The organism is Fibrobacter sp. UWB2, from assembly GCF_002210425.1.
GTDB lineage: Bacteria > Fibrobacterota > Fibrobacteria > Fibrobacterales > Fibrobacteraceae > Fibrobacter > Fibrobacter elongatus.
Map to the genome: position 1 here is coordinate 237,082 of NZ_MWQK01000002.1, position 18,175 is coordinate 255,256.

6 protein-coding genes and 1 other RNA gene are annotated in these 18,175 nt (G+C 45.8%); 4 read left to right on the plus strand and 3 right to left on the minus strand.

The window, feature by feature from the left end; all coding sequences use genetic code 11:
- Positions 1-13 precede the first annotated feature (13 nt).
- Complete coding sequence (locus B7982_RS04390; RefSeq protein ID WP_198953204.1) at positions 14-547, minus strand: CinA family protein; 534 nt, start codon at positions 545-547, stop codon at positions 14-16.
- A 201-nt stretch (positions 548-748) separates the two neighbouring features.
- On the opposite strand from B7982_RS04390, the gene B7982_RS04395 reads away from it, so the two are divergent.
- Entirely contained in the window at positions 749-1,834 is a 1,086-nt protein-coding gene (locus B7982_RS04395) for a DUF5683 domain-containing protein (protein ID WP_088659707.1), read from the plus strand.
- 54 nt (positions 1,835-1,888) lie between these two features.
- Here B7982_RS04395 and B7982_RS04400 read toward each other — a convergent pair whose 3' ends face one another.
- Both B7982_RS04400 and ffs read right to left on the minus strand, forming a co-directional pair.
- Positions 1,889-2,512 (minus strand): histidine phosphatase family protein, encoded by a 624-nt coding sequence (locus tag B7982_RS04400; RefSeq protein ID WP_088659708.1) that lies wholly within the window; start codon positions 2,510-2,512, stop codon positions 1,889-1,891.
- A gap of 51 nt (positions 2,513-2,563) precedes the next feature.
- Positions 2,564-2,660, minus strand: an RNA gene (gene ffs / locus B7982_RS04405) — signal recognition particle sRNA small type.
- 235 nt (positions 2,661-2,895) lie between these two features.
- Between ffs and B7982_RS04410 the strand changes: the two genes are divergently transcribed.
- The 3 genes from B7982_RS04410 to B7982_RS04420 all read left to right on the plus strand — a co-directional run bounded on the left by B7982_RS04410 (position 2,896) and on the right by B7982_RS04420 (position 18,128).
- Complete coding sequence (locus B7982_RS04410) at positions 2,896-8,757, plus strand: cadherin domain-containing protein (protein WP_088659709.1); 5,862 nt, start codon at positions 2,896-2,898, stop codon at positions 8,755-8,757.
- A 265-nt stretch (positions 8,758-9,022) separates the two neighbouring features.
- Positions 9,023-17,728 (plus strand): cadherin repeat domain-containing protein, encoded by an 8,706-nt coding sequence (locus B7982_RS04415; RefSeq protein WP_088659710.1) that lies wholly within the window; start codon positions 9,023-9,025, stop codon positions 17,726-17,728.
- A gap of 73 nt (positions 17,729-17,801) precedes the next feature.
- The gene (locus tag B7982_RS04420; RefSeq protein ID WP_088659711.1) at positions 17,802-18,128 is read left to right on the plus strand and encodes a stress response translation initiation inhibitor YciH; all 327 of its coding nucleotides are present in this window, start codon (positions 17,802-17,804) and stop codon (positions 18,126-18,128) included.
- Positions 18,129-18,175 lie beyond the last annotated feature (47 nt).

The window sequence follows — 18,175 nt, forward strand, 5'->3', positions numbered from 1 at the left end:
GTTAATATACTAATTAGTGAACTTTTGTGCAAGTGCTTTTTTGGCTATTCAGCAAAAAAAGAAGCTTGCTCATTATCTTATACACGCTTTTTTCACGGATTTGGCCTCGATTTCCTGCAAAAATTTCGCAAAAAGCTTCATTTTGCAAACTATTGGCGACACACATCCATACTGTACCGACAGGTTTTCCTGGTTCTGCACCGGTTGGGCCTGCTATTCCCGACGTAGCGACCGCCCATTCGCAGTGGAATTTCTGGCGGGCGCCTTCGGCCATGGCTTTTACGGTCTGTTCGCTGACAGCGCCGTATTTTTCGAGGATTTCATCGCTGACGCCAAGCATTTCGTGCTTGACTTCGTTCTGGTAAGCGACGATTCCCCCCTTCAAAATCGCAGAAGAACCCGCTTCGTTGACGATGCTCGATGCGATAAGCCCGCCCGTGCAGGATTCCGCTGTTGCCATCATCTCGCCGCGATTGATCAGTTCTTCCTTGATCTTCATGGCCAGTTCGTGAATTTCGTGTTCGATATTGATTGGTTCGTTCATCATTACACCCATAAGTTAAAAACATTAAATGTCAAAAACAGACAATTTGATGAATTTCTTAAAAAATGTTATTCCTGCATTTCGCTTTGTCATTCCCGCCTCCGAGCGGGAATCTCCATTTGCCGCAAAAATTAAATAAATTCAAGCTCTCGCGGCTCTTGGCTTTGACGTCGCTCGTACAAACTTTTTCTATATTCGCCCTCAATGACTCTGAAATCCTTCATTACGGCTCTTTTGGTGCTGTGCGTGGCAATTTTCGCACAGACTGGAGCGCCTGTAGCTCCCGCCGACTCGGCTTACGTGTCTCACGCGGATGCCGACGAAGATTCCGATGACGAAGACGTCCCGGAACCGCCTGCTGACGTGGATTTTGAAGTCGCTACAACGCCGCTTGTGAAGGGCAAAACAGGGATTTTGGCAATTGATACGCTCCCTGTGAACGAATGGGACATCCCGACAAAGCGCAATTCCCTCAAGTACGCCATGCTATTTAGCCTCCTCCCGGGGGGTGGCCAGTATTACACGGAACACTATGTCCGTGGCGGATTCTTGACAGGCATCGAAGGCTTGCTGATTTACGATGTCTTTTTTAACAGGTCTTACCAGCGTGATAGGCTTTTGGATCGTGCTCGCCCTTTCCAGGATTCTGTCCTGTATTTCACGACGAAGGTGCTAGAAGCCAATAAAAACAAGGCTTCCCGCGATAGTATTGCAGTGTATCACGCCAAACGTCTTGAATTCCTAGAACGCGTGCGTGCCCAAAGCGATAAAAAAATGGAGCAAGAAGACGTACGTAAGGCCGAGCTGGCTTGGCTCATCGGTGTGCATCTTTACGGCATGTTCGATACTTTTGGCATCTGGTACAACAATAACTACCGGAGCACGGAATATCGCGACATGAAGACCGCTGTCCTTTGGGGACTTTTGCCGGGTGGCGGACAGATTTTCAACCGTGATTTTGGCAAGGCGGGCCTTGTCTATATGGGCATTCTCGGCGCAATCGCAAGTGTTTCTACATCGCAGAATATGGTCAATTATTACCTTGACCGTAAACACTTGGTCGAAAAAGAAAATCCCAAGTCCGAAGAGTACGATCGAATTACAGAACGTATAACGTATTACCGCAAAAACCGTAACACTTATATTTGGGGCGGAGTCTTAATTTACTTGTACTCCATTGCCGATGCCGCGGTAGATGCGCTCCTAAGCGATTTCGACAATCCCTTGCACATGGCCGTCCTCCCGAATTTTAACGGTGGCGCCCAAGCTGTCATGTCGCTTGATTTTTAACGACGCCTCGCGTCATCCTGACGCTGAAAGCGGAAGGATCCAGTTAAATCTTGTCTATGCCTTTTCCATCTTCAGCGCAGGCATTGGTATGCCGTCGTGAATCTTCGTAAACGTTCCGTGGTACATTCCTTCGGCGTTACGAGTAAATTCAAAGCGCGTCACCATGGCGTAGGTAAACATCCCTTCGACGAAGACTTCGTCCGGCAGTCCGCAGCGGGAATGCTGTAGTGCGGCGATTACGCCTGCGTGCGTGATGCACAGGAATTCGCCGTCATCGGGGAGCTTGTCCAAAAAATCACCTGCACGTTTGTCTATATCGTAAAAGTTCTCGCCTTCTGGGAAGCGGAATCCGCGAAGGTTGCTTGTCCAGGCGTGCATCTCGGAACGGGGTACTTCCGTCAGCTTTTGGCCTTCCCATGTCCCGAAGTTGAGTTCGATAATCGCAGGCTCTTTTTCGACGGGCAAGTCGAGCATTTTAGAGGCCTTGTCTGCGAACTTGGTGCAGCGGATGAGCGGACTTGAGAACAAACGAGTCGGCTTTGCTCCTGATTCTACGAGCGCCTTGAGCGCCTTGTCGGATTCATCTTCAAAAGTGGGGGAGACGTCAAAGTCTAGCCTTCCGTAGCAAACGTCTTTCGGATTGTAAGGCTTGGTATGTCGAATCGTCCAAAGAATCATAGAGGTAATCGCTTATTAAATAAAAAACGCCCTTGGCGGGCGCAATATAAAAAATCCTAGGCTACCTGAGCACATAAAGATCCGCAAGTCCGTTGCTGCTTTCGCCCTGGCGAGTTGCCCGCAAATAATCATTGCGCAGGGCCTAGGACTCTGAAATATAGAATCAAAATACTTTTTTTTCAAGGTGCTTTACGCTTTGTGTGGAACAAATTATCCCATATAATACAGAGAGTGTGTGATATGTCTTGTAAAGTGGTCTAAATTACCCCATTTTTTGTACTTTTCTGCGTAACTAATGTTTTACTGTTAAAAATTTGTTACTATATTCAGTATTAGGTGTTTGAGGTCATAAAAAACTGGATTTTTCTCGTTCGGGGTTTGTTATGAAAAAAGGAAATCTGTATTTGAGAACAATTTTGAGCACACTGGCGGCCGCACTAGGGCTGGCAGTCCCTGCTATGGCAGACGATGAAGATTTGCCCGAAGTTGAACGCGACACAGTATTGCTGAGTCCTCTTCATTTTGAAAAGGATGGTGCCGCCGTTACCGATGAAACCCAAAACCAGTACCTCTGGAACGAGCTCATGAAGTACAAACTCTGGGGCACCGATTCTGTTATCTTCAATAAAGGTCTGTTTAGAATTGCAGAGCCGAGTGGCTATACTGGAACGGCCAAAGGTAAAGTCTATTTCCGCAATGGATACCACACGCTTGGTGGCCCGATTGTTTCTGGTAACGATATTGAAATCAGTTATCCAGGTATGGGTGCCGATTTCGACTCCCTACTGGTCGGACCGGTCCGTGCAGGCTGGCTTGTACTTCCTGGCTGGTATAATGCTGGTGGTGTGAAGTATGAAGGAACTTATTGCTTTGAAGGACAAGTCTTCTTTGATTCTCCAGACCGTTTTGCGAACACAAATGGTGATGCTGTCACTGTAATAAGACGCTTTATTGCAAATGTTCATAAAAGTGGTGGCAAAATCTATGCAGACTGGGATAAGGACATGGCTGTCCCAGGCATGACAGATGTTGTTGTCCCGGGTTTTTCTGATTTGTTTGTAAATAAGGATGCTAATGGTAATCCTTTAGAGGCTCTTGATGGTCATTTTTCTGATTGCCCAACAGATGTTCCTCAACCAGAAAAGAAACTTTCCGTTCCTGTATTTGATTTGTCGGGAGTTACATGGGATCCCGCTGTTACTTTGACTGAACCTTACGAAGAAACTAAATATATTCAGGTCCCGCCTATTACCGCTGCTGATTTGGCTGAATCGCCGAAACACGTTTGGTTTGATAAGTATGTGGAGAATATCCAGGCTTCTAGCCATACGGGTAAAAAGCTCTATATTTTGATGCCCTCTAACAAGCAGAATGCGAACAAAAAAACAGGCCGCTTGACGCGTGTGTTCTCAAGGGATGGCTTTGATTTTAATAATTCTGCCAATGACTTGAGAATTCAGGTTGTCTATGTCAATGATGATGCAACTTGGAACGAAACAACCCAAAATTGGGATAACTTTGATTTGAGCAAGGCTACGGTTGTCCCGGATTCTAACTATGCGGGTAATCTTTTGTTCTATACGCCGGCTGATGTGAAATGGATGCCTTTCAAGGCGAGTTCTGGAGAAGCTGGCGATGGAGCCCATTTCCAGGGAACCTTTATGACCTCTGGTTCGTTCATGATTTATGACCACTTGAGCATTGCTGGTCAGTTGATTGCTGGCAAGTGGCTTTGGTTTGAATCTGAATTTAATGGTGAATTCCACTACGTTCCGTTCAACTCTCCCGAAATTAAGACAAACGTCTTTGCTGGTGACAAGTTTAAGGAAAAAACGGATAAGTGGTACGACATGGAATTCGCCCTGACGGATACCGCCCACACCGAAGTTTCTTTTGATTACTGCTTTGCGTTCTTCGGTATTGATCTTGATACGACTGGTGGTGCATATGGAGCCCTCAAGAGCGAATCGGGTTCTTTTGCCGAACCTGCTGACTTGGGTATCACAATTGCAGAAACGGATGGTGTAAAAACCAAAACTCAGTCTAATACTGATCACGAAATGCCGCTTTGCGATCTTGGCGAGTATAGACACATCGTTATTAAGAAGGGCAAGCGTAAGCCGACTGTGCCTGAATATTCTTCATGGCTTCATGTTGTCGATGACGACAAGATTGAAGGCGATGAATACATGTTGTTCAAGATTATGAACTTGAACGGTGCCGTTATCTCGGGTAACAAGTTCGAAGGTGGCCTCTTGGTCAAGCTTGTGGATTCCAACAACAAGCCACCTCACTTTGTGGATTTGGAAAAGACTAAACTTGCTGTTCCCGAAAATGCGACAAAGGCGATGGCCGGTAAAATCAAGGCCGAAGATAACGAAGGCGACGCTTACTTCTACGAAATTACGGGTGGTACGGCTCAGGACTTGTTCGAAATTGGCCTGACGACGGGTGTTGTAACCATGAAGGCCGGTGTGGAACCGTTCGATTACGAAGAATGGAAAAAGGCTGGTACAAAGTACACGATTAAGGTGGAACTTTGCGACACCAAGGCAACCTCGTTCAATACCTTGCTTTGCACGGACGCTACTTTCACGATTGACATTACGGATGTGAATGAAAAACCATACTTCGATTACGCCGAAACGGAAAAGAAGCAAATCTTAATTGCTGAAGACGAAACGTACGCTTCGGATGCGGTCAAGTTTAAAGATTACGATACTTATGCTGGTGCAACGAGCCCGTTCCTTAATAACAGAGTCGATATTATCGCTGGCGATGTCGATGTCTTTGACGTGACACCGGGTGGTGTCCTCCGCACTAAGGAAGGCGTTGTTCTCGATTACGAAGTGAAGAATACGTACAAGGTTACGCTCAGAGTCCATGACGATAACAAGGATGCAACTACTGGCGAATATATTTATCCGGACCTTTACGACGATATGGAATTCACGGTTGTCGTGACGGATGTCAATGACGGCCCGAAGTTCGATTATGCCGCCTACAACGGTTCTGTGGATGAAAATTCTCCGGAAGGAACCTTGGTGAAAATGGACCACGCCATCAACGCTACGACAACGCAGATTGGCGCTACGATCACCTATATCTTGTTGGATGAATCCAAGTCGTTTGTGATTGACCCGAGTACAGGTGTCATCTCGGTCGGCAAGGATGCTGTCCTCGATTTCGAAACGAAGAATGTCTATGAAGTAAAGGTCGTTGCTTCTGATGAATCTGGTGTTGCTGATCAGGTAGTGCAGACCGATACCGCAACGGTGACCATTAAGCTCAACGACTTGAACGAAAAGCCCATCTTTGTGGAACCGACCGAAAAGATTACGTTCCCGGAAGAAAAGAAGGGTTATGAAATTACGACCCTCAAGTTTGACGATCTTGATACCGCCAAGAAGTTCCGCAACAACAGATTTGAACTCGTGACGGAAGTCGACGGTTTCTATCTGGATCCGGAAACGGGCGTTCTGACGACGACGCGTAAGTTCGACTACGAAACTGAAGAAAAGACGTATGAACTGACGGTCCGCGTTTACGATGTTTCGGGTGATGAAGACCTTTCTGTAACAGGTACAATTACTGTTGAACTCTTGAACGTGAACGAACCTCCGTTCCTGAATGAAATCGTACTCACAGTTCTCGAAAGCGATACGATTGGTACAAATCTTAAGAAATCCCTTACGGCAACCGATATTGACGGGCCCGATACGACATTCAACTTCTTCATTATGGATGGCGACAAGGAAGGTCATTCAACGAACGAATTCTTCCTGGATCCTGCTACAGGCGTGTTCACCGTTACGGCAACCGCGAAGCTTGATTTCGAAAAGACGGAATCTTATTCTATCAAGGTTCGTGTCCGTGACGAACATGATGGATACTCCGATACTACGGTTACCATCAATGTTATTGACGTGAACGAAGCTCCGTCTATTCATGTAGATACCATCTATGTGAGCGAAGACCAGGTCATCAAGGAACCGTTTGGCTCTGTCAAGACGGACAAGGACGATCCGGATACCAAGAATCCTGATTTCCGCAACAACGTCTACGAAAATATCGACAAGAGCGATGTCATCTTTGTGAAGTCTAACGGTGACGTGGTTCTCCTGAAGCCGATTGACTACGAAGCGGATTCTGTTTACGTGATTAACGTTCGCGTGACCGACAAGGACGACAAGACTTTGACTTCGACCAAGAAGGTTGTGGTCAAGGTGAAGGACGTCTACGAAAAGTCCAAGGTCGAGATTACTCGCGTCGAACATAAGGATTCTGTCTATCTCAAGCCTGATTCTGTTTTTGTGAACGGCCCGGTTATAGACGTCGAATGGACTGCTGACGACAAGCCGCATTATAGCACCGATTCCCTCAAGAAGGGTTGCAACACCATTATCAAGACCTTCAAGGACCCGACCAAGAACGATCCGGGCGCCGATACGGTTATTGTTTGCTACAGCGATGCAACTCCGGTTGTGACGATTTCTGCAAATGGCGAAGATGTGACGGCAGACAACATTTACACCGTTGTCGAAAAGGCTACAAAGAACGATAGCGCCATTTACGTGAACGAAAAGAAGAATGACATCAAGGTGACGGTCAAGGATACGGCTGCCAAGGTCTCGAAGTCCTTTACGGTGAATCTGCAACTCGATACGATTTCTGTCTCGTCTAAGGATTTCAAGAACATTCAGAATATTGCCGATACCAAGACCGCTCGTAAAAAGACTCCTTCTTCTGGAATCACTACGGTTCCCGAAAATGGTTCTTATAACAAGAACACTTATACCGATGCTATCAACGGCGTCAATGTGACCGTGACTTACTACACCGATAGCAAGGGCAACGATGTCAAGCGTTCTGTTGTGAACTCTTCGGGCAAGACTGAAGAAGTCGCCGTTATCGAGGTTTCGTACAAGACTAAGATTGGCGACAAGGAAGTGACGCTTTCTTACTATGCCAATGCCGAAACGGGTGAACGTGTAACGCTCAAGACCGGCCTCACCGATAGCGAATCCGTTCTTTCTGCTGACGGTGAAGACGTGATGGGTGCATACAAAGTATCTTACTCCTATACGGACAAGAACGGTAACACCGTCGATGTCTCGTACTACTTGGATGAAAAGGGCAACATTGCTAAGAATAGCGATGGCAATATTGGCTACAACGTCGGTTACACCTACGTGAACAAGTATGGCAACTCTTCGAGAAAGGACGTGTTCATCGTGCTTGACCAGAAGGGACCTGTCGTAAAAATCGAGTCTCCGTCTAATGATCAGGTGCTTACGTCTAATTTCGTTGAAGTCAAGTGGACTGTGAACGGTGTTGAACAGGATACACTCCGCGTGCAGGGTCTCGACAATGGTCCGAACACGATTATCCGTGTGTTCCGTGACAAGGCCGGTAACGAATCCCGCGACTCTGTGAAGGTCATGGTCAAGAACGCTAAGGCTATCGATATTGCCGTTGAAAAGCCGGTAACGCTTGTCGACCGCGATTCTGTCGAAAAGTACTACGACAAGAATCCGCCCAAGAAGGACCAGAACTACAGCGTGACCTTCTACAATTACACGAAACAAGCTGAGACCGAAGCTATCGTCGGTATCAAGGGTAAGGCTAAGGAAGGCTCTGGCGATGAACCGTACCCGGGCCTCGAAGATCACCTCGGACCGACACTCAAGGTCGATGCTCGCGTTCCTGTCGCAACTGCGGTTGGCGGATTGGCGACGCTGGATGACATCGTGAGTGCGGGTGGCATGGTCGCACTGGAAGGTGTGGATGCCGCTAACGGTAAGAAGATCTCCGTAAGTGAATACGTCGAAAAGTACTGCACGGACGAATTCAAGAAGGAAATGTCTTCGGACTACAGCAAGATGAACCTGTACTGGACCACGCTCAGAGTCAATGTCTGGGTCTACACGAATACGGGCGAGTTTGTCGACTTCTACCGCTTTGATTATGATCTGAATGATCCGGACTATGTGAACGAAGCTGGCCTCTTGAAGTTCTACTTCGAAATGAAGCCGGACAAGAACGGTGACGTGAGGACGAAGGATGGCCGCCTCTACGGTACGGGCGCTTATCTCTTCAAGACCGAAGTCAAGATGACGTCTAAGCTCCGTTGCACGCTCCCGCCGATTAGCACGGACGAGGCTAGCAAGAAGAAGAACGCCATCATCAAGTCTAGCGATGAGCTCCTCAAGTCGTTCGGTTACAGACGCCCCGTGGATAACTAGGTGAATCGCCTGTTGATAAATTGTAGGGTGGAACTTTGGTTCCACCCTTTTTTCATATAATACGCATGATACAGTAAAAAAGAAATCGCCCCCTAAAATAGGCGAAAATGATACTGAAATCTTACATTTTTTACAAGAATTGACATTGCTTTCGTTATAGCCGTTACTATATTTCATTATAAAAGTGTTTGGATGATTTGGGAAGAAAACTGTGACAAATTTCTGGAGTGGAATTTGTCGTAGCAAAAGGAGCATAAAGGTTATTATGTGGTTTGGCAAGTTAAGTCTTAAAGTGGCGGCCTTAGCCTTGGTCGGTGCGGTTTCATCCATGGCTGCCAAAAGCACTACTATCTCATCGCTGACATTTGGTGATGCTAGTACAGATGCTGCAAATTGGGCCTATCTTCTTAATTACAAGTTGTGGGGCCAAACGGAAATATCGTTTGGAAATAACAATAAGTTCCCTAAACCAGCTGGTTGGGTAGGCTCGGCTACGGGTGACTTACTTTCTACGGGTAATGACGCTCAAATTGCGGGTACCGTTATTGTCGGCGGTAAAATTGATAATACCGGTAAGATGGCTTTTACAACAGGCCCTGTCCGCTATGGAAATGGTATTACAGATGGATCAAGGGCTAGTGGTACAAAATGCTCTGGAACTACGACTTCTGGCGCATGTGCAGAAGTGCCTTTGTATAAGGATATTAAGGTTCCTACCGTAAAGAAGTGGCCTAGCAATTTGCAGAGCATAAGAACGCCAGACCATGGTACATACACGATTGATGTGACTAGTGGTTCGACGGAATTGTACTTTGATAATATTACCTTTGGTCAAGAAAGTACATTGCTGATTAAGATGCCTGCTGGAGGTGTCTTCACATCGATTATTACAAAACATCTTAACATTCCTAATGAAGCAACTCACCCTAAGATTCTTGTTCAATATGAGGGCGAAAATTTGCCTCGTTGCCATTCTCCTTCCTATACTTGCGGTGGCGAATACGAAGGCAACTTGCTTATTTATGTTGATGATAGTTTTACTCTTCGCAATATTGACTACCAGCCGATTGATGGTACTATTATAAGCTCCGGCAAAATTGAAATTGTCTGTAACATGGGCTTTTCTGGTCAGCTTTTGGCTAAAGAACTCGTCGTTGGTAACGAAGTCAATGGCGAAGGTTTCCAGTTTACTCCGATTGTCCACGAAGATCCCGAAATTGTCTTGAGCCAAACCACGGCTACATTCGAAGAAGATAATAAGTGGCATGAAATCGGCATTAGCTTGAATTCCGATGAAGGTGAAGAAGACGTCACCTTTGATTACTGCTTTGAATTCAATGAAACTGCTGTTAAAGGCCAGTTTGCTGAAAAGGCTGACATTAAAACGGATACGGATCACAAGTTCCCGATATGTGGAACGGATTCTCCAGTAACGGTAACTATTCCTAAGGGTAAGACGGTTGCTCAGACTGCTGCAAATAAAATTTATATCAACCCCGTTATTGATGGAATTGTTGAAACTCCGAAATCCGGACAACCGGGCGAAAAGCTTTGGCTGAAGATTTCTAATGTCAAGCACGCTAAAGTTTCCACAGACAACTACGATGAATCAATCGGTGGCTTTAACATCTATATCAAGGATGTAGATAAGTTACCGCAGGGTAACAGCAGTCTCAAGGTGTCTGTTAAGGAAGATGCTGTTTATACATTTGCTGAAGAAGATTTTGGTTACCAGCATTCTACAAGAACATTTGTATCTGTTAAAATAACAGTCTTGCCGACAAAGGGCTCGTTGCTTTTGAACGGCTCTGCGGTGAAGAAGGATCAGGTTATCACCGTTGCAAACCTTGGCGAGTTGACTTACAAGCCTGTTGCAAATGAATTCAGCAAGACCAAAACCGAAGTCTATACATCGTTTAAGTTCAGGGTTATTGGCTCTGGCACTGGTGATAACATGTCTGATGAATACACGGCTAGTGTTAACGTCATCCCGGTTAATGATAAGCCTACTACAGATTCAAAATACACGTTCACTGTAAGTGAAAATCCGTCAGCAGATGAAAAGCTTGGTAGTGCTTCGGTTTATGATGTTGCAAACGAAGAGGGTGTTGACACCTATACATTTGCGTTGGTTTCTGAGGATGCTGCTTGCACTGGGTGCTTTGTGCTGACATCTTCAGGAGATGTCAAGGTCAAGGGCTCTAAAACATTTGATTATTATACAAAGTCTTCCTACACTCTTACGGCGAAGGTGACGGATGATGCCAAGACCGAAAAGAATTATGGCTTGACTGGAAATCCTGAAACGTCTAAGAACTTTACCATTGTCATCAATGTCAAGAACCAGAACCACGCTCCGACCATTAGTAATCAGTCTTTCACGCTCCCAGAAAAGAATAAAACTGCTACGGGTATTGTAGATTGGACCAGTGCTAAGGTTGTTGGTACGGTTGTCGCTAAGGATGTTGATGGTGATAATCTGACCTTTAAGGTTGAAACTTCTGGTATTCCGTTTGCTTTTAAGAATGGAACGAGTTCGCTCATCGTTTCTGATGGAAGCAAGCTGGATTACGAAACAAAGTCTGTATGGACGTTCAAGGTCTCAGTGACGGATCCGTCTGGTGCATCCGCTACGGCTACTATTACGGTAAACCTCGAAGATGTTAACGAAGGTCCGCATGCAGATGATGTAAAGTCCGAATATACGGTTAAGGAAAATACAGCAACAGGAAAAGATTTTGGTTCGTTCACCGTTACTGATAATGATGCCGGTGATAAGCTGACTTATAAGTTGGCCGGTGCGTTGACGGGTGCCGCTGGTATTTCTGGTACTTTGAAGAATAAGACTTTGGCTGACATTTTCTATGTCGATGAACCGGCTAATTCTACCGGCAAGAGAACCGCTTCGATTAGGGTGAAGAGCAGTGCTTTGCTTGATTACGAAGAACTTTATAAGGCTAGTTCTAAAAATGCGTCTTATCCGGTGACTATTACGATTACGGATAAGGTCTCGAATTCTGTTGATGTTACGACCAAGATTACCGTGCAGGATGTTAATGAAGATCTCACCGCTACGGGTGGTACATTCTATATCCAGGAACATTCTCCGGGATTAACGCACGTATGCACTAAGGAGTACGGCGAAGATTGCAGCGAGAGCGACTACGGCTATGTTACCGGCACGGACACGGATAAGTACAATAAATCCTTTAGCACATTGACATTCTCGAAGTCTACTGCTAATACGGGTGTAAAGGCTACTGATGCCAAGAACTTTGTTGTGGATCCGGATGATGGTAGTATTTCTACTGCAGCAAACGCTGAATTCGAATATGATGGTGACGGAGCAAAGATTTCTTACACGTTCTTGGTGACGGTTTCTGATGGAACATTCTCTAAAGATGTTTCTGTGACTGTGAAGGTTTTGAACATTGATGAACCTCCTATAAAATTGGTGACGGAGGGTTCAGGCAAAATTAGAGAAGATGCTATTAAAGGTACTAATGCTGCTTCCTTCAGTAAAGATTTCATCACGGATCCGGATGAATTGGCCAAATTTAATGCTTTGGGCGATGATGTTTATTACACTATAAACGAAACTGCCAGTGGCTATGGCGTCTTTAAGGCGAATGTTGAAAATGGTGAAATCAATTTGCTTGACCCGACCAAAATTGATTTTGAAACACTATGTGCTAAGGATGTGACGTGTAAGAGTAATGCGACTTTGGGAACTTCTCCAATGTATGAAGTTGCCCTGACAGCCTCGAATTTGAGTGGTTCTGTTTCGCTCGAGATTACTAGATATATTGAAATTATTGATGTAAATGAACCTCCGACAGCAAAAAACCTTACGAAATCTGTTGATGAAAATATTGCAGGTGGTACTGTTATAGGTACTATTGAAGCTTCTGATCCTGACAAGTACGCCTCATGCAGAGCAGGCTCTCATTCGTGCGGTTTCAACACGCTTCACTATTCTATTGTTGATGCTTCGGGATTGCCGTTTGAAATTGACCAGAATACTGGTGTTATCAAGCTCAAAAAGAACGAAAGACTCCGCTATATTGACAAACAACAATATAAATTTGATGTGAAGGTCAGCGACCGTGCTACAACGGAACCGGCGCTTTCTACAATTGCTCATGTGACCATCAATGTCACCGACGTTAACGAACCTTCCGAGTTTAAGGTATTGGCTGATCTTTACGAAGTAAAGGAAAATACTGATGTTGATACAAAGTTCGGCGACAAGATTGTTGTCTATGACGAAGATGCCGCCGATGTTAGCACGACTGCCAAACCTGCATTGAAGATTTCTATCAAGGATAATGGAACATGTACAGCAGGTAAGAACTGCGCTGAAGACTTGTTCAATGTTGTTATCGTGAAAAATACTGATGCAAACCATGAAACTCAGTTCCAGTTTGTTGTCAAGTCGGACTTGAATTACGAACAACTCTACAAGGCAACAGCGAAAGATGCCATTTTTGACGTGACTTTGACTGTCACGGATAAGGGCGGTAATGAGGTTTCTCAGGATACAAAGATTCGCGTCATCGATGAAAACGAAGAACCCGAATTTGCTGCTGAATCTTATAAGTTTACCGTCAGCGAAAATGTTAAGACGGAAACCTTGTTGGGTACAGTCGAAGCTTCCGATCCGGATATCTACAATACAAATTACGGTACGCTTTACTTCTCGCTTGATGCAACCTATGATGATGCAGCTTTGTTCGATATCGACCGTAAGACGGGTGAACTCTATGTCGTGAACAATGCTAACCTCAATTACGAAGAAAAGAGTGAGTATAAGTTCAAGGTTATCGCAACCGACAAGGAATTTACGATCTCGACTCTCGTAACGGTTACCGTCAAGAACGAAGATGAAGGCCCTGTGTTCCCGACGGTCCCGGAATTGTATGTTGATGAAAATACGCCGAAGGGTACGATTGCTACGCTTAAGAATGGTACAAAGCAGGCCATTGCGGCTAGCGATGATGACTGCAGCAACAGACATACTTGCAAGGCTCCGACGTATACGCTTGTAGCTGCCGATGGCGCACCTGATGATTTCAAGGCATTTAGCATTGATGCTGATGGCTTTATCTCGGTGGCTAAGGATAACGTCTTGAACTATGAAAAGCAGAACAAGTACGTGGTTCGCGTTGTCGCAACGGATGGCTCGGATCCTACGCTTACAGACGAAGTTGATGTGACTATCCATGTTAGAGACGTGAACGACGCCCCGGTATTCGAATTGGTTGAATATCCGTTCGAAGTTGACGAAAACAAGCCTGCTGGTGAAGTCGTTGGCGCAGTCGTTGCTACCGATGAAGATACTTGGAGCAAGTTGACCTTTGAAATTGCCGATTACAAGGCAAATTCTGGTGATAGCAAGAAGTTTACGATTGACGCTTCGGGCAAGATCACTACCACAGAAAAATTGAATTACGAAGACCAGGCAACTTATGAACTCTTGGTTACTGTAACGGATAACGGTTCGTCCAAGGGCTTTGAAGATCTTAGTGCTACAACCAAGGTTGTTATTACAGTTAATGATAAACCGGATGATCCGATTATTATCGATGACAAGAAGAACTATGAGGTTGCTGAAAATACCGCAGAACACCCGATCAAGGATGCAACGATTGTATGCTACGATGTTTCGGATGAAGATCAGGACCAGGAAAAGTCTCTTGCTGGTTATGTCGTCGATGTCGGTGGTACGGATGCCGATCGCCTGTTTGATGCCAAGGTTAAGAAGGATGGCTCGAAGTATAAGCTTTGCCTCTCTGTCAAGACTCCTTCGAAGTTTAATTACGAAGCTCTTCCTCATGAACACTCCATTAAGGTGGGCGTGATTGACAGCGATGAACGTACTCACGAAATTGCTAAGACCATTAAGATTGTTGACGTGAACGAAATGCCGATTATTTCGGGTAGCCTTGCATATTCCTTCTATGAAAATAAGGGTGAAGGCTATGTTATTGGCAAGTTCAATTCTGCAGATGTCGATACCGCTAAGGGCTTTACCGAAAACGTGTTCAGTGCTATTGGCGGTGATACTGATTTGTTCACGATTACCGAAGATGGTAAGATTAAGGCTCTGCGTGACTTTGACTACGAAAAGGAAAAGGTCCGTACATTTGAATTGGAAATCGCTTTGTCTGATAGAAATAAGACGAAGTATCCGGAGCTCACCACCAAGACGACGATTACAATCACGTTGAAGGATGTTCCGGAAGTTCCGCAGATTACGAGTACTGAATTTAGCGTCAGGGAAAATCCGCCGGCAGATACTCTTATCGGTATCATCGAAGCGACTGACCCGGATGGCGAAGGCGAACTCCTCTTCTCGCTTGCCGTAGAAAGCCCGTATGTGACCGTCAAGCCGAATGGCGAAATCCATGTCAAGGAAGGCGCTGTCATCGACTACGAAAAGATGCAGAAGTTCACGATTACGGTAACGGTCAAGGATGCTGACGGTCTTGAATTTGATGGTGATATCGTCATCAACGTCATTGACGTGAACGAACCGCCGAAGATTGAACCGCAGGAATTCACGTTCCCGGAAGATTCCAAGCCGGGTACCAAGAAGGGACCTGTCGAAGCTAAGGATCCGGATACAAAGAACAAGAAGTTCAACGACTTGAAGTACTATCCGGTCACGGAAAATGATAAGTTCGAAATCAAGACGAATGGCGACATTGTCTTGAAGGGCGAACTCGACTACGAAAAGGAAAAGTCCTACGTCATCAAGGTCTATGTGACGGATGGCGAATTTACCGATACGACGGATATCACTGTCAAGGTGGGTAACGTCATCGAAAAGTCCCAGGTCGAGATTACTCGTGTCGAAGCTGGCGATTCTGTGTACATCAAGCCGAACAAGGAAATCTACACGAACCAGGAAGTCATCGAGGTGGAATGGACTCAGGATGGCAAGACCATGACGAGTCTCGATACCTTGAAAGAAGGCTGCCAGAAGATTATCAAGTCTTACAAGGATCCGAGCAAGGATGTTGCCGGTGCCGATACTATCGATGTGTGCTACAGCACTGCCGCTCCGAAGGTCGATGTCGATGCCACAAAGACGAAGGTTACTGCAGACAACATCTATACGATTGTTGAAGGCGTAGATAAGAAGGACTCTTCCATTTACGTGAACGACAAGACTAAGGATGTGAAGGTTACGGTGGAAGATACTGTTTCTCACTACAAGGAATCTTTCAACGTGACGGTTGTCCTGGATACAATCTCCGTGGCTGACAAGACCGTGAAGGAAATGGTTGAAATCTCCAAGTCCGAAATCACTCTTGAAAAGAATCCGAAGTCCGATGTCAAGACCAGTCCGATTGGCAACAAGACGAAGGTCTCTTATGACAAGGTCGTAAACGGTGATTCTGTTGTCGTGTCTTACTATGTCGATGACAAGGGTGAAATCATCAAGTCCGCTGTTGTTGACGAAAATGGTGAAAAGAGCAATATCGCCGTGATCGAAGTCTCCAAGACTGTCGATGTCAAGGGCAAGAAGGTGGTTGTATCTTACAAGGCTGATGCCGAAACGGGCAAAATCCTTTACGGTGACTCCGAAGGCAACTTGATGTACGATACTCCGAAGTCTTCTAGCAGCAAGGAATCTAAGGACGAAAAGGAAAAGTCCAGTGTTGTTGACTTGAAGACGGGCGTGGGCGCCTTCACGGTGACCTACGATGCCAAGGGTGTCGAAGGCAACAAGTCTACGGTCTCCTACGTCATTGACGAAAAGGGCAAGATTGTTGCTAACGAAGAAGGCGACAGGGGTTACCTCGTAACGTACACCTACACCAACAAATATGGCAACTCTGCCGACAAGTCGGTGTTCATGGTGCTCGACAGGATCAAGCCGATTGTCAAGATTCTGACTCCGGCTGATGGCGATGTGGTCTTTGCAAACTATGTCGATGTGGACTGGTGCGTCGCTATCGACGGTGATGAAAAGAACTGCGTCAAGCAGGATTCCTTGAACTTCCAGAGCCTCAATAAGGGCCCGAACACGATCAAGCGTATCTATCGTGACAAGGCTGGTAACGAAACCATTGCTGAAATCAACGTGATGATGAAGAAGGCGAAGGATGTCAATATCAATCTTGAAGAACCGATGATTATCGTTTCGATTGACTCTGTGAACAAGTACTATGCAGAAAATCCGCCTGAAAAGGATCAGAGATACGCTGTAAGTATCTTGAACACTAAGACGCAGAAGGAATCTGAAGTCATCAAGGGCACTGCCGATGAATCTAAGAAGGGCTCTGGCGATGAACCGTACCCGGGTTACGAAGGCCATATTGGTCCGACGATTTCGATTGACATGAAGTTGCCACTCGTGAGCGCCGTCGGTGGCCTTGCTACTTTGGATGATATCATCATCAATGGTAACATGGTTCCGCTTGAAGATGTGGACGCTGACAATAGCGAAAAGGTCACTGTCGATGAATACGTTGAAAAGTACTGCTCTACGGAATTCCGTGAAGAACTTGGCAAGGATTATAGCAAGGCAAGGCTTTACTCCACAAACGCCCGTGTGACCCTCTGGTTCTACACGACGGGTGGCCAGTTTGTCGATAAATACCAGTACAATTACGATATCGATGATCCGGATTATGTGGACAAGGCTGGTCTTGTGAAGATGTTCTTCGAAATGAAGCCGGATGTTAACGGCGAATTGAGAGACAAGTCTGGCCGTCTCTACGGTACGGGTCCGTACATTGTGAAGACGAAGGTTGATATCCGCTCCAAGCTGCGTTGCGCTGTTCCGCCGGTAGCCAAGTCCAAGGTTGGCGATGTGCTGAAGACCAGCGACGAAATGCTGAAGCGCTTCGGTTACCGCCGCCCGGTATTGCGCGGAAACGAAAAGCATTCTTCTTCTGCAAAGAAGGAAGATAAGAAGGACTCTAAGAGTGATTCCAAGAAGGAATCTTCAAAGAAGTAACAATGCTTAAAGTTTAAAAATGAATCCCGGTCCTAGACCGGGATTTCTATTTTTATAAAAAAAGAGGTCATTTATGGGTATCGAAGAACGTTCTATGTTAGTGTTTGCAAGCGGTGTTGGCCGCATTAAAGAAGAAAAGCCTAAGGCTAGCCGCCCGCAGGGCGATGGCGTTGTCCGCATCATGCTAAAGCGCCTTGGAGGCGGAAAAATGGCGAGCGTTGTTTCGGGTGTGCCGATGGACGAAGATGAACTCAAGGACTTGGCTCGAGTATTGAAGCAGAAGTGCGGTGTTGGCGGCTCGGTCAAGGACTTCAACATCGAAATTCAGGGCGACAAGCGCAATGTGCTCAAGGCCGAACTAGAGAAAAAAGGCTTTACTGTCAAGCTTGCAGGCGGGTAATGTGTGTTTTAGCTTAAATTCTCTAAAAAAGAGCCCCAAAATTCTGC

Bases quoted from the DNA above. Each gene is read 5' to 3' on its own strand.
- B7982_RS04390 (WP_198953204.1), bottom strand. From the start codon at position 547: ATGATGAACGAACCAATCAATATCGAACACGAAATTCACGAACTGGCC.
- B7982_RS04420 (WP_088659711.1), top strand. From the start codon at position 17,802: ATGGGTATCGAAGAACGTTCTATGTTAGTGTTTGCAAGCGGTGTTGGC.
- B7982_RS04400 (WP_088659708.1), bottom strand. From the start codon at position 2,512: ATGATTCTTTGGACGATTCGACATACCAAGCCTTACAATCCGAAAGAC.
- B7982_RS04415 (WP_088659710.1), top strand. From the start codon at position 9,023: ATGTGGTTTGGCAAGTTAAGTCTTAAAGTGGCGGCCTTAGCCTTGGTC.
- B7982_RS04410 (WP_088659709.1), top strand. From the start codon at position 2,896: ATGAAAAAAGGAAATCTGTATTTGAGAACAATTTTGAGCACACTGGCG.
- B7982_RS04395 (WP_088659707.1), top strand. From the start codon at position 749: ATGACTCTGAAATCCTTCATTACGGCTCTTTTGGTGCTGTGCGTGGCA.